General features: G+C 37.3%; 12 protein-coding genes and 1 tRNA gene. 6 read left to right on the top strand and 7 right to left on the bottom strand.

Annotated features, from left to right (window positions below; all coding sequences use genetic code 11):
* Positions 1–27 precede the first annotated feature (27 nt).
* From SOP96_RS01565 to SOP96_RS01555, 3 genes are read right to left on the bottom strand one after another with little or no spacing between them, the layout of a single operon-like run.
* Positions 28–2058 carry a recombinase gene (locus SOP96_RS01565; protein WP_326319477.1) on the bottom strand — a complete coding sequence of 677 codons (2031 nt, stop codon included), beginning with the start codon at positions 2056–2058 and terminating at the stop codon, positions 28–30.
* A gap of 13 nt (positions 2059–2071) precedes the next feature.
* Positions 2072–2716 carry a monofunctional biosynthetic peptidoglycan transglycosylase gene (mtgA, locus tag SOP96_RS01560; protein WP_326319476.1) on the bottom strand — a complete coding sequence of 215 codons (645 nt, stop codon included), beginning with the start codon at positions 2714–2716 and terminating at the stop codon, positions 2072–2074.
* Positions 2717–2757: 41 nt separating this feature from the next.
* A complete protein-coding gene (locus tag SOP96_RS01555) occupies positions 2758–3804 on the bottom strand; it encodes an ABC transporter substrate-binding protein (protein WP_326319475.1) in 1047 nt (348 codons plus the stop codon).
* 48 nt (positions 3805–3852) lie between these two features.
* On the opposite strand from SOP96_RS01555, the gene SOP96_RS01550 reads away from it, so the two are divergent.
* Positions 3853–3929: transfer RNA gene (locus tag SOP96_RS01550), tRNA-Arg, on the top strand.
* A gap of 159 nt (positions 3930–4088) precedes the next feature.
* Here SOP96_RS01550 and SOP96_RS01545 read toward each other — a convergent pair.
* The 4 genes from SOP96_RS01545 to SOP96_RS01530 all read right to left on the bottom strand — a co-directional run bounded on the left by SOP96_RS01545 (position 4089) and on the right by SOP96_RS01530 (position 7256).
* Entirely contained in the window at positions 4089–4601 is a 513-nt protein-coding gene (locus SOP96_RS01545; RefSeq protein ID WP_326319474.1) for a cupin domain-containing protein, read from the bottom strand.
* Positions 4598–5161 (bottom strand): DapH/DapD/GlmU-related protein, encoded by a 564-nt coding sequence (locus SOP96_RS01540; RefSeq protein WP_326319473.1) that lies wholly within the window; start codon positions 5159–5161, stop codon positions 4598–4600. The genes SOP96_RS01545 and SOP96_RS01540 overlap by 4 nt, the downstream gene beginning before the upstream one ends.
* Positions 5162–5231: 70 nt before the next feature.
* Positions 5232–6287 (bottom strand): alpha/beta hydrolase, encoded by a 1056-nt coding sequence (locus SOP96_RS01535; protein ID WP_326319472.1) that lies wholly within the window; start codon positions 6285–6287, stop codon positions 5232–5234.
* 90 nt (positions 6288–6377) lie between these two features.
* Positions 6378–7256 carry a helix-turn-helix domain-containing protein gene (locus SOP96_RS01530; protein WP_326319471.1) on the bottom strand — a complete coding sequence of 293 codons (879 nt, stop codon included), beginning with the start codon at positions 7254–7256 and terminating at the stop codon, positions 6378–6380.
* A gap of 657 nt (positions 7257–7913) precedes the next feature.
* Here SOP96_RS01530 and SOP96_RS01525 point away from each other — a divergent pair.
* The 5 genes from SOP96_RS01525 to SOP96_RS01505 all read left to right on the top strand — a co-directional run bounded on the left by SOP96_RS01525 (position 7914) and on the right by SOP96_RS01505 (position 14045).
* Positions 7914–8456, top strand: a complete 543-nt coding sequence (locus SOP96_RS01525) for a peptidoglycan-binding protein LysM (protein ID WP_326319470.1) — start codon at positions 7914–7916, stop codon at positions 8454–8456.
* Positions 8457–8659: 203 nt separating this feature from the next.
* Positions 8660–9205 (top strand): peptidoglycan-binding protein LysM, encoded by a 546-nt coding sequence (locus SOP96_RS01520; protein ID WP_326319469.1) that lies wholly within the window; start codon positions 8660–8662, stop codon positions 9203–9205.
* Positions 9206–9806: 601 nt separating this feature from the next.
* Entirely contained in the window at positions 9807–10352 is a 546-nt protein-coding gene (locus SOP96_RS01515) for a peptidoglycan-binding protein LysM (RefSeq protein ID WP_326319468.1), read from the top strand.
* A gap of 80 nt (positions 10353–10432) precedes the next feature.
* Positions 10433–11233, top strand: a complete 801-nt coding sequence (locus tag SOP96_RS01510) for a fimbrial biogenesis chaperone (protein ID WP_326319467.1) — start codon at positions 10433–10435, stop codon at positions 11231–11233.
* Positions 11234–11255: 22 nt separating this feature from the next.
* Positions 11256–14045: a hypothetical protein gene (locus SOP96_RS01505; RefSeq protein ID WP_326319466.1), complete on the top strand. Its 2790-nt coding sequence runs from the start codon at positions 11256–11258 to the stop codon at positions 14043–14045.
* The last annotated feature ends 8 nt before the right edge of the window (positions 14046–14053 follow it).

The following is a 14053-nucleotide window of genomic DNA, read 5'->3' as shown; positions in this document are numbered from 1 at the left end:
GTGGGCTCGGATTTGGTATTGATCAATTTAATGATCTTCAGATTTTGTAGGAATTTTGCTGCTCATCAGATCATCCGTCTTTTTATCCAAACCGGATTGTAAAGGAATGAAAAACCTTAGCGGATTTTTCAGGAAGTACCTGAAAATTCCTTTGTAAATTTCACTTACCTGACCGAAATTAAGCTTTCTTGACCTGAATGCCAGAAACATAGATAAACCAAAGCTGACTGCAAAATTTAAAAACCCGATCAGGAAAACGGTAAAGAGTGAGATGCCGAATGTATAGGAATCTATCGTAAAATCTCTTCCGTAAAGCCCTAAAGCAAGATTTCCTGCGGCAAATGTAATATGCCTGATATCCAGGTCAAGCCCTAAAAACAAACCTATCGGAGCCGTTGCTCCCAGAAATACCCCAAACCAGAAATTGGATACGATCCCCGGCCAGTTTTTAGCATAATATTTTGATAAGGCTTTGGCGAAATTCTTTCCGAACAGCCTTCTGATGGACAGGTTTTTTGATATTCTTTCCGGGATCTGGTAAAATACCGAATTATTCCCGATATTCCCTGAAATAATCCCTGAAATGAAAAGGTAAAATCCGGCAATGCAAGCATGCAACACCGCTTTGGATTTAAACGGATCAAGATCCCGGAGGAGCTTATCAGATCTTTCAACGGCGAGATTTTGCGAAAAAAATACATCAAGGCCGTAGATAATTATCAATGCAATCGGGAAAGATAAAAGCACATTCCCAACAAAAGCAATAAACTGGCTTCTGAAGAGTTTTGAGACCAGGTGGGCAAATTCTTTGCTGTCCGTTTTAATATTTCCCTCTTCAGACAATACTTTCGTCATGGTAGCGGCAGTCATCGCAGGCTGCTTTGTTGCCAGTGTAAAACCCATCAGGTAAATCATCACAAAACCCATCGCATAGTTCATGGAGTACAGGAATGCATGCGAAAAATCACTTCCCGGAACATATCCGTAAAGCATTTTCAAAACACAGAGTGCACCTACAATAATTCCGCCGCCACTGGCTTTGTAGAACATCGTCATATATTCTTTACGGGTGGAAGTGATGTAATGCGCACCGGTTTCAGCCGTGTGATTGGTGATGAGATGCGAAATCAGCCTTGTGCTGTCGTTGATAAGCTCTGAAATATTGTTCTTGTGAGATTTATAGCTGAGAATATTAAAGACCAATTGTTTGGAATTTATCAAAATATATTTTTCATCATCAATTACCAAAAGCTGAATGGTTTCATAAATTCTCTGCACCTGCTGGCGAATCTTCAGCAAAGACTGGTTAATTTTCCCTGATATTCCGTATTTTGAAGAGTTTTTAAATGAAATATTTACAAATTCGAGACACTGCTCGATATAAATCTTTATCTGTTTGTACCTGCTGTCTTTGGAATGCAGATGCAGCTCGGGATTTTTTTCAAATTCTGCGGCAAGTTCTTCAAGCTCATTTTGCAAGGCAAGAAAAGGGTTATCAAACTTACGATACTGCGGCGCCATCCTTACAACCTCAACTTCCATTGCCGAACCTGTAACACGCCATGAAAGGATATTCATGGAAAAAAGCAGCTCTTTTTTAACTTGCGGTTGTATGATAAAATCTGATAATCCCAGAATCCTAAAGAATTCATCAATCTCATTTTCCGGTAAATTTTGGAGAAATTCAAGATCTTTTTTCGGGGTAAAGCTCACATTATCGATCATATACCAGATCGTCTGTTCATTTACGATCGGAGGAAGAACTTTATTAAGAATTCTTTTCTTGAGTTCGGGAATAAAAGCATTTTCGGAAAGGATATTCGCTTCTGTCAAAGAAAGGTTAAAGGTTTTCCCCCTGAAAATATTATGGATGTATTTTTTTAAGTTTTCAGCAATCTGAGGATTGTTTCTGAAGAAATTGATAATGTCTGTGAAATCCGCACTTTTAGCACTCTCCAGAAATTCCGAAAAGGGTTCCAGAGAAATAGTTTCATTCTTAAAGGAAAAATATTTTTTAAGAACAGTCTCGAAATTGTTGCCGGATTTAAAGAGTTTCATCGGTACAAAGATACTATTTCAAACGCACATTCCGCATTTGTCTCATGATCCAATTGTGTTTCTTTCTAAGATAGGCGGAAGGATTTTTAGGATCGTATTTTTTAGGGTTCGGCAAAACCGCTGCTATCCAGGCTGCTTCCGACACAGTAAGGTCTTTTGAAGGTTTGCCGAAATAGTATTCTGAAGCAGCTTCAACCCCGAAAACGCCCTGCCCCATTTCAATGGAATTGAGATATCTTTCGAGAATAATGTCTTTGCTCCACACTTTTTCGATAATGAAGGTGTACACCGCTTCAAGGCCTTTTCTGAACCAGCTTCTGCCCTGCCATAGAAATACATTTTTTGCCGTTTGCTGTGAAATGGTGCTTCCTCCCCTCAGTTTTTTGCCTTTTTCATTATTCTTCATGGCCTTTTCAATGGCGGTGTAATCGAAACCATCGTGTGAAAAGAATTTCTGGTCTTCGGAAGCGATCACTGCTTTTTTCACATTGTTCCCCATCTCATCATAGGAAATGTAATCCCGCTGTAATTTTCCGTATTTTAACAATCCTCCTATCTGCGTAATGGTGATAGGCGGGTTAAAAAATCTTCCCCATACTATAAATATTACATTCAGAATAAGGATAATGAATATAATGCGTTTAATTGTCTTCCACATAATTTATAAATGAAAGGTCAAAAATAAGCAAATACTCTGAGTTATTGCAACTCTTTCATGTAGGTAAGGTGATAATCGGGTAAAAGTTCGGGATGGAAAATTTTAATATAATCTTTTAAAACAAGGTCTGATCTTACGACTCCGCTCTCAAAATAATCATTGGCTTTTCCTTTTTCTTTTCCGGTTACTACATAGATTTTTCCATTATTGAAAACAGGTAATTTACTGTAAACCGGATTCATCGTGAGCATTTCTTTTTTCGAAGGGTGATTTCCGGCGTTGATCCAGTACCGAACCTGCCCAGCCTTTGCAAAAACTTCTTCAAAGCTCATCGTAACTGCTTTTTCTTCTGTATTGTTTTTTAAAATATAATGGGCATTAGCATCTGAAATAAAATGGGCAAGTGATGTTTTTCCACCCGGAAGATACCAGACGTCACCGTACATTTCGTTTGCCAAGACTGTGGGTTTTTCTTTCGCTTTGGCAGCAAGCTGCTTTAAATCCTGATAATTTTTGCTGATTTCTTCATACACAGCGGTTGCTTTTTCGTTTTTCCCGAAAAGTTTTCCGAAAAGTTTAATGTATGCTGCTTTTTCCAGTGGGTTCTGCTCCAGGTATTCATCTAAGAAAATTACCTGTATTCCGTTATCTTTTAAAAGTTTATAAGTATTATCGAAGCTTGCGATATGATTGGTAAAGATGGCATCTGGTTGTAAAGAAATGATTTTCTCTACATCGTATTTCTGCTCATTTCCAACATTTTGAATTTTGCCTTCTTTTAGTAATTTCTGAATTTTTTCTGAATAAATATATTCCGGGCTTGCAACACCCACGATCAGATTTTCTGATCCTAGTTCGGTTATATATCCAGTCATACTTGCATTCAGCAATATTATTTTTTTGAATGGAAGCTGGTTTTCTTTAAAATTATAGTTAAAATTTCCGGACCTGATCTGTAAGGCTCCCTTTTCTTCGGTAAAGTGAACATGATTTGAAATGGAAACAGGTTCTGAAGCCGATTTTTTTTGTTCTCTTTTACAAGCCGTTAGCGTGAAAAACGCGATTAATAGTAAAATTCTTAGTTTCATCTTTCAAAGAAAGTAAAAAAGTGTTATATTTGCAAACCATTAAACACTGGCCTCGTGGCGCAACTGAATAGCGCATCTGATTACGGCTCAGAAGGTTACAGGTTTGAATCCTGTCGAGGTCACCAACAGCCAAATAGCGCCAACTGTCTTCAGTTGGCGCTATTTTTTATTTTCTTATATTAATTGCTACAAAGTCTTTGTTAAATTAACACAATTATGTGTGCAAAAAAGGTAGCTATAATGCAATTATCCATTGGAAATACTTGTTTGCTCTTTATAGAAAATTATTTTTTGTTGGCTTCAGCGTATTCTATATCTGAGACAGCTTCCAACCATTTATTTTGATTGGTTTGCGGATTACCATTTGTTGCTAAATGTGAAAACCAGCTTTCGGCAGTTGCGCCGTGCCAATGCTCAACATTTGGAGCAATTTCTACAATATCACCAGATTTTAAACGACGAGCAGATTTCCCTCTTTCCTGATATAAGCCTTCACCACCAACAACAATCAAAAGCTGTCCGCAGGTATGGCTGTGCCAATTGTTGCGACAACCGGGCTCAAATGTAACGTTGGAAAGGGGAACATTCAATTCTTTATTGCTTGTCAAGGGCGCCAAATAAGATTTGCCAATAAAATATTGTGCAAAAGCCGTGTTTTCTTCGCCTGTCGGAAAATCACTTATTTTAGGGATATCTGTACTCATTTTCTTAGATTTTATTTTGTTTGAATTTTCTTTATTTTGTGCGATTACAGTTGGACTGATCGCTAAAAGAATGATGATTAAATATTTTATCATACAATTGTTTTTACGATTTTTGCGGGAATCCCTCCCACCACAACATTATTTGGAACATCTTTAGAAACCACGGCTCCGGCTGCAACCACAGCGTTTTCGCCAATCGTAACTCCGGGAAGAATGGTTGCATTTGCTCCAATCCACGCATTTTTTTTAATATGAATAGATTTTCCTATCAATCCTTTCCTGTGTTGAGGTTCTAAAGGATGATTTTCAGTTATCAGACTAACTTTCGGGCCGATTAATACCTCGTCTTCAATCGTAATTCCGCCCAAAGCCAGAAAAGTGCAATCAAAATTAATGAATACATTTTTACCGATGTTGAGATGCTTTCCGTAGTTGATATAAATGGGTGTAAAGACCGCTACATTCTCCAATTTTTCACCTACAATCTCACTTAATATTTTTAAAATCTCCTTCGGTTCTGTGGAAGTATTTAATAGAATTAACTGTTTCTTAACTTCATAAGAAGCTTGCAGCAGTTTATGAAGTTCAGGATTATCAGGCATTATCGTTTCACCATTCCGAAGTCTAGTGAAAATATCTTTATTAAAGCTCATTTTAAATATTTAGAAAATAAAACGCAAAATCTGCCATTTTAAAGCGGATTTAAAATATTGCAATGTTCAATTATTTCAAATTCGTTCTAAAGAAATTATCCAGTTTTTCAAAAGGAATCACATCCACTCTATCATATAAATCTACATGAACTGCATGCGGAATAATCATTAATTCTTTCGGCTCGGCAGCCATTTTATAAATGTCTTCTGAGAAGTACCTTGAATGTGCATTTTCACCAGCAATTAAAAGCATAGGTCTAGGTGAAATTTCTTTTATGTAGCTTAAAATAGGCATATTCATGAATGAAAGTGCGCTTGTTAGCCTCCATCCTTTTGTTGAATTTACCGAACGTTCATGAAAACCTCTTGGTGTTTTGTAATAATTAAAATAATCTTTTATAAATTGAGGCTCGCTACCCGTTAATTTTTCCGGGAGATGAGAAGATGTATATGCCTGTTCTCCTGTTTCCGCATCTTTCCATCTTTGTTGGTTCAGATCTTCGAGCGTTTTTGTTCGTTGTTCAAGTGTAACTACATCATTATATCCTTTAGAAATTACTCTTGTCATATCATACATACTGGTGGTGGCAACGGCTTTTATCCGCTTATCTATCGCCGTAGCATTCAGAGCCATCCCTCCAAATCCGCAAATTCCGATAATACCGATCTTATTTCGGTCTACATTGTGTTGAAGTCCTAAGAAATCAACTGCCGCACTGAAATCTTCGGTATTGATGTCGGGGGAAGCAATATCTCTCGGCTCACCTCCACTTTCGCCGGTATAAGAAGGATCAAAAGCGATAACGGCAAAACCTCTTTCCGCCATCTGATTGGCATATAAACCTGAAGACTGTTCTTTTACCGCACCAAACGGTCCGCTGATTGCCAAAGCTGCTAATTTTTCTTTTCCAGTATTCTTGGGAAGGTATAAATCTCCGGAAAGCGTTATTCCGTAACGGTTTTTGAAGGTAACGGCTTTTCGGTTTACTTTATCGCTTAGTTTAAATGTATAATGTTCGGTTTGTTCGGTTGCACTCATTGTTTTTTGATTTGATTTTTTATTCTGCGCAAATGTCTGTCCGATGAAAAGAAAGGACAAAGCCATCACTGTTGTTGCTATCTTCATATCTGAATTTTGTATTAAAAATTACTGATACAAAATTAGAAATAACGAGGAGCTAACAGTTAATGATAATCAAACCAAAAATTAAGAAATTCAAACTTCCGTTAAACGAAATGCTTTTGGATTTGTGCCTGTTTGTTTTTTAAAGAAATTATTAAAATATGTCGGATAATCGAATCCGAGTGCGAAAGCAATTTCTGATATATTCCAGTCAGTGTGCTGCAGCAATGCTTTTGCTTCTGTGAGAATGCGTTCTGTGATATGAGCCGTCGTAGATTTTCCGGTAACTTCTTTTACAGCACGATTGAGATAATTAACGTGGACATTCAGGTTTTTTGCAAAATCCTGAGCTGATTTCAATTGCAGAGATTGATCCGTAGTTTCAATGGGAAATTGTCTTTCCAACAGTTCCAGAAAAACAGATGATAATCTTAATGCCGCATTTTTATTCTTGTCGAAATCCTCTGCAGGTTCCAGCTTCAGAGATTCGTGAATGATAAGACTTATGTAGTCACGTATCAATTCATCCTTATAAACATAATCACTTTCCTGTTCCGCAATCATCTTTTGGAAAATCGTGTTAAGAAATTGTCTTTGTTCTTCGGTAATTTTCAGAACGGGAGTTCCACCGATTTTAAAGAAAGAAGACTGCTGCAAACTTTCGGAACGTTCAGAGTTCTTGAAAAATTCCTCAGAAAAAAGAATGGTATACCCTTTATAAGTCGTTGAAATCGTTTCCCAGGAATAAGGAATATGCGGATTTCCGAAAAAAAGCACAGTTCCTTCCTGCTCGAAACTTTTATCAGAATAATGAATTTTACTTTTCCCAGTCGTAAGGCAGATTTTATAGAATTCTTTTCTGCTGTACACACGGGTTTCGCTTCCGTCCTGCTCAATTTGAAACGCACGAAAACCTTTTAGTTTTAACACAGTATTAAATTCTGAAATAACTCTTTTTACCTTTTCTTTCATTTTTCAAAGTTAAGAAAATCAAACTACAAAAATTACCAGATAAATGGGATTTGTAATTCTTGTTTAATTTGACTCAATCGAACCAGATCATCTATAAAAGTGTTTGAAGATACGCTCGTCTTGGTCACAAGACCGGCATTTGGAGTTTTCACTCTCTTATGTCGGTTTTTTTATTTTCTAAACAACCGTTATACCGATAGATATATTGGGCAACATTGTTCATTTTAGTTGTTTGAAACATAAATCGCCCTGTTGATAGAGATTTGCAACGTTTTCCACCGAGACGGGAGCATTTTATTATTGTTTTAATATCAGGTTGTTTACTTTCCGGGACAATATTTTTTTTTCTGATAGGCTGCACACGATAATAAAATAGAATATATACAACGGCATTTCATAATATATTGTTTAATCGTATTGTTTAAATAATGATTTTCTCAAAAATCCATATTATTCATCATTTGTGAGTGAAATATCATCGCAAGAATTATCTGGATTCCAAAATAAAAAACATTAACCTTCAGATTAACAAATACTTAATTAATAACAATAAGAGTTTGGCTATGTCAAATAATGTTATTAAATTTGATTTTAGTGATATTTGTCAGTGTAATTAATTTGAATAACAGCAATTTACTACCATAAAACCTACCTATCATGAAAAAAAAAATCGTTATCGCTGCGTTGTCTTGGGGAGCAATCGCTTTAGGAAGCAACCAAGTTCTGGCACAAAATTCTGATCAGGTTCATACCTCCGTCAACATTATTTTAGCAGATGTTATTTCAATGGACGTAGGAACTGTTGCTTCAGGTGGCGCTGTGGATTTTAATTATGTGAATACAACAGATTATAATTCCTCAAAAAATGTGACGGTGCCGAATAGTTTAGTCATCATTTCCTCCAAAAATTTCGATGTAAAAGTAAAATCTGAAGGCGCAAATTTTGTAAGCGGTTCAAATGTTATTCCTGTAGATGTATTACAGGTAAAAGCAATATCAGGCGGAAGCTTAACGGGAACGCTGAATGAGGTTACCTTATCTACAGCCGATCAGGTTCTGGTAAGTAATGCAAGCTTAGGGGCAAAACAATCTTTAAACATTGCCTATTCTATTTCTGCAGAAAAAGCATCAAAGGTACTTCTGGGAAAACCTAAAGGAACGTATACGCAAAAAATAATTTATACTGCGACTGCTTTATAATAAAAAACAAAAACAATTTATATAAGCTCTCAACATTTAAAGTGTTGGGGGCTTTTTTTTTAAAACAATAACTAAAATACCTGTGGCGATTTCACTACACGAACTTCCATGTTCCACTACAAAGAAACTTTTTTTGCCGTTGTACATTTGTAGTGTTCAAAAGAGAACAATTAAATAAGAATAAAAAATAAAATAATATCATTATGAAAAAGCAATTCGCAATCGCAGCATTAACTATCGGAGCATTCGTATTAGGTACTAACGCTATTGAGGCTCAGAATACAACTGCAACCACAACGGTAAACATTACCCTGAACGATGTAATCTCTATCGACGCAGGAAGTACGGCAATAAGCGGCGCAGTGGCCTTTAATTATGTTACTGCAGCGGATTATAATTCGGAAAAAACAGTAGCTCAAGCTAACGCTTTGAAAGTGACTTCAACAAAGAATTTTAATGTAAAAGTAAAAGCGGGGGGTGCCAATTTCATAAATGGAACCAATTTGATCCCCGTAGATGTTTTAACCATCAAAGCTTCTGCAGCTGCCGGAACCATGGGCGGTACAAAAAGCACTGTTGTTTTATCTGCGGCTGATCAGACTTTAGTAACAAATGCCCCGCTTGGAAGCGCATTGACACTGAACTTGGATTACACCATTCCCGCAGCGAAATCATCTTCTTCCGATATTTTAGGTAAGCCGGCCGGAACGTATACGCAAACAGTTACGTATACTGCGACTGCTTTATAAATTGCTGAATTTTAAAGAAAATTCTACTGGAATTAGTATCAAAAAATTAATTTTATTTGTTAGCAAATTGTTGACTTAAAAGATCTGCAGCTGCAAGATCCGAACTCAGGATGATAGCAAAATTATTCCTGACTGAAAGTAAATTTTTTTCATATTAATATTTTGTGATTTGGTGTTTCAGAGGCTTCCTACGGGAGGCCTTTGATTTTGTATGTATTAATACCGATATAAAGAAAAGTGCCTTAGGAAAAACTATCATTTATAATGATGATTATATTTTCAAGGTTAGCATGCAGAAATACTACCAGGGTAATAATGTGTAATCAAAAAATACTTGGGCTATTAATACGCACTTATATGAGTTACAACATAATTTTTATAATTTAACAAAGAATAATCTGAATTATAGAATTCATAAATGCCCTCAACATTTTAAAGTGTTGGGGGCTTTTCTTTTTAAAACAATAAACGAAAATACCTGTGGCGATTTCACTACACGAACTTCCATGTTCCACTACAGAGAAACTTTTTTTGCCGCTGTACATTTGTAGTGTTCAAAAGAGAACAATTAAATAAGAATAAAAAATAAAATAATATCATTATGAAAAAGCAATTCGCAATCGCAGCATTAACTATCGGAGCATTCGTATTAGGAACTAACACTATTGAGGCTCAGAATACAACTGCAACCACAACGGTAAACATTACCCTGAACGATGTAATCTCTATCGACGCAGGAAGTACGGCAATTGGTAACACAGTTGATTTTAACTACGCTACTGCAGCAGATTATAATTCTGATCAGACAATTACCAAAGCCAACTCTTTAAAAGTAACTTCAACAAAGAATTTTAATGTAAAAGTAAAAGCAGGAGGTGCTAATTTCATGAATGGAACCAACTTGATTCCTGTAAATGTTTTAACCATCAAAGCTTCTGCAGCTGCCGGAACCATGGGCGGTACAAAAAATGCTGTTGTTTTATCTGCGGCTGATCAGACTTTAGTAACAAATGCACCGCTGGGAAGTGCCTTAACTCTGAACTTGGATTACACCATTCCCGCAGCGAAATCATCTTCTTCCGATATTTTAGGTAAGCCGGCCGGAACGTATACGCAAACAGTTACGTATACTGCGACTGCTTTATAATAATTTTTTTTAGTTTGTAAAGGTTCCTTTAGTTAAGTTTCATTAGTTTTGGGAATCTTTTATATTTAAACCATCACACCATGCACAAGTTTATTCACCTTTTCATTTTCTTTATCCTCACCGGGTCTTCTTCACTTCTGGCACAAAGCATCTCTATGTCCCCTACCCGATTGTTTTTTACCGGTAACCCGGGAGACAAAGTGACACAGACGGTCACGCTTCAAAACAGCTCGGATAAGGATTATGTTTTTAATCTCAACTATAAAGATTGGGTTAGAGAAGAAGACGGAAATAAGGTCTATCTTGATGCAGGCAGTTCAAAAACTTCCAATGCCTCTTGGGTGTCCACTTTAGAAAATACGGTCACTGTTCCTGCAAGGAGTACAAAAGAGATTGTCGTAACCATGAAGATTCCGGCAAACGCATCAAAATCTGCCGTTACGAACAGCATGTTGTTTTTCACCCAACTTCCTCAACAGGCAGATCAGGCACGAGCTCAAAACGGGATTGGTGTTATCACCTTATTTGAGGTGGGGCTTCACATCTTTTATACTCCACCGGGAAACAATGTAAAAAGTTTGGATATTACCAATATTTCAGAGGCGAGTAGCGAGAATGCAGCCAACAGGAAAGTAGCGGTAAGCATCCATAACGATGGAAATACCATCAATGATGCGACCGTTGAGTTTGAACTGACCAATACAGACAATGGTAAGGAAATAAAATTACCCGCCATATCCATCTCCATGCTTCCCGACACCAATCAGGTCGTTCAATTTTCTTTACCGGAGAACATTTCCGGGAGCTTCCTTGGGGTGGCTATTATCAAAATGGCAGGATCCAATGATTTACGCGTAGGCGAAAAAAACTTTACATTTTAAAATCACGTCTTGAAACTACAAAATGGAATACCGATTGATCCTGAGAATAACACTCGCATTATTTGCATTTGTTCTTATACACTTTTCGTTGGCCTTTGCGCAGGAAAAGTCGGATATCCGAATCCATTTTGAAAATGACAGTATCGCTGTTGAGAAGGGTTCTACTTTTACTAATTTCCTGGTTGTTGAGAATAAAAGTTCCGAAAGAATTACCATCCAGAATATCATACCTCAGGAAACATATCCGGGTTTGCTTTTCTATCCTAAAAATAACTTTACCGTAGACGCCGGTCAGTCTAAGAATTTCCCCGTGAAACTGATCGCCAATGTAGATTTTATGAAACTGAGGTCAAATGAGATTAAATTCCAGGTTTCTTATACTACACCAACGGCCACCAGAACTGAAACCGCCTCGTTCTTCGTTAAAAAAGAAGAGAATAAAAACATTGCAATTTATACGGCAGCATACGAAAATTTCATCAATCCTTCTGCACCTGATTCCTCAATTCTGCTAACTGTAGAAAACCAGGGTTATAGTAAACGAACCGTTAAGATTGATCTGCAATCTATTCCTGACGGTTTAGAAATGATACCCAGACAACAAACCGTATCTCTGGAAGGTTTAGAAAAACAAACGGTTGAGATCAAAATTGCAGTCAGAAGACAAAATACGCTTTTTCCGGAATTTAGTATTAATGCATCCGTCACAGACTTGCTTACTCATGAAATCGTGGGAAGCAACACGCTACACTTAGTCATCTTATCGAACAACAGACAAATTGCGCGAGGAAACGAAGCAGTAAGCGGAAATAATTTTGCAGAAATGAGCTATACCGGAAACAATACCGGTTTCAATTATCTTCAGTTGAGAGGTAATACCGCGTTTCGGGTGAGCGAAAGTTTAACATCACGCTTCAATCTCGGTGCAGATTACTATGTTGAAGACAGCCGTTATAACCTGTATGATACCTGGCTTGAACTGGAAAGAAAAAATACGGCATTACGGGTAGGAAATGTTAATAGTACCGATTACGATTACCCGCTTTTTGGGAGAGGAGGGAAACTTTCAACGAAATTTGGTAAAAATAACCAGATAGAAGTTCTTGCGCTGGAAAATAATTACAACCTGTATGGTAATTATTTCCAGCAAACTGAAGGATCTAAGATGGTGGGTGCAAAATATGGTTTTGGGAATGCTAAATCTTTCAATGGGAAAGTATCCTATATATTCGACCATGACCCACGCTTTAATATCGATACGCAGGTGGCCAATGCGGTAACATCATTTTCAGTTAATGATAAGCACACCATCCGCACGGAGGTGGGGCTGAGCCACGAAAAAGGCCTTTCAAACAAAGATGAAAACACCGGAGCTTCCATGGGAGCCAGTTATGAGGGGAAAATAGGGAAATGGGACATACAGTCTGTTAATTCTTTCGCCACCAAAAGCTATGCAGGGATCAAACGGGGATCTTTTTTCACAAATCAGCGGATCGGCCGCCAATTTTCTGCCTTCCAGCGCGCTTTTATACAGTATCAGAATTCGCAGATAAACCCTGAGTTCCTGAGTTTTCAGAGTGCCCCTATCGAACCTGGGAATGCCTCAAATTTACGCTATTACTTCAACAGCACAGAAGCTTTGGGATCAGGGTACCAGTTTTCTGTAAAGCATTGGAATTTTCTATTGTCCCCAAAGGTTGAAAAACAAAAAACAGCCAATTTTTATATGTCTCGGGAACTTTTTTCTTACCGGCTGGAAGCTAACATCAGCACTACTATGGGTGCGCACGGACTGAACTGGACGGCGGAATATTCCTATTCAAAAGACAATACTAAGACAGACTGGTTCAACAGTCTGAAAACAACCTTGTCTTACAGGTATAAATCCTTTTCCCTCAACGGAACCGCACAATGGAACGCTACCAATGTCTTTGATTTAACTGCTTATGATAATGCAGACCGTAATTTCGCCAACTACAATGTATACGCGTCTTATAATTTTCAGATGCTTAATAATAATCTGATTGGATCTTTTTCAGCAGGGACTTCCTATTCGAAACTTTATAAAAATTTAAACAGCAATATAACCGGTAATCTGGAATATAAGATCTCGCCTTCGTTGTCTACTACAGGCTATTTTAATTTTTCGGGTTATAAATCTACGGCTGCTTATGCAAGCAGTGGCAGTTACTACCAGTTCAGAGTGGGAATTAAAAAATATTTTACCGCAGCTACAGCCTTTGGCAATCATAAAGTAACTCTGCAGTTATTCGAAGATAAAAATTTTAATGGCCTTCTGGAAGCTGATGAACAGATTCTTACCAATGAAATAGTAAAACTGGACAATTTTGTTGCATTGACTGATAAGAATGGAAAAGTAGTTTTCCAGAATGTGCCTGAAGGTATTTACACCCTGAAGGTAAACGAAAGTGCAGGTGCCCGATTGATGATGGATCCTGTCATTACAGTTAATAAAAATATCAACCGCAAAGTGGGCTTGGTAAAAAATATCAGGGTAATTGGGAGATTAGCAGAAATCAAACAAGCCTATGATGATTTGGAAACGGATGTAACCGGAATAGTAGTGTATGCAAGAAGTGAAGATGGTACGATTTATACCGCCGTGGTGAACCAAAGAAATGAGTTTGAGTTTTTCCTGAAAGATGGAAAATACGACCTCTATATTGAAAATGACAAATACAGTTATATGCAACCCACACAAACCATTCAGGTGACAAAAGAAGGCTATTCTGAAACCGTGGTTTTTGAATATAAGAAGAAAGACACCACCATTAAGGTGAAAAAGTTTTAAATTTAAAG

It is taken from the genome of Chryseobacterium salviniae (assembly GCF_035819015.1).
GTDB classification, from domain to species: Bacteria; Bacteroidota; Bacteroidia; order Flavobacteriales; family Weeksellaceae; genus Chryseobacterium; species Chryseobacterium salviniae.
The sequence above is the reverse complement of the archived record's forward strand: the minus strand, read 5'-3'. Positions and strand labels throughout refer to the sequence as shown.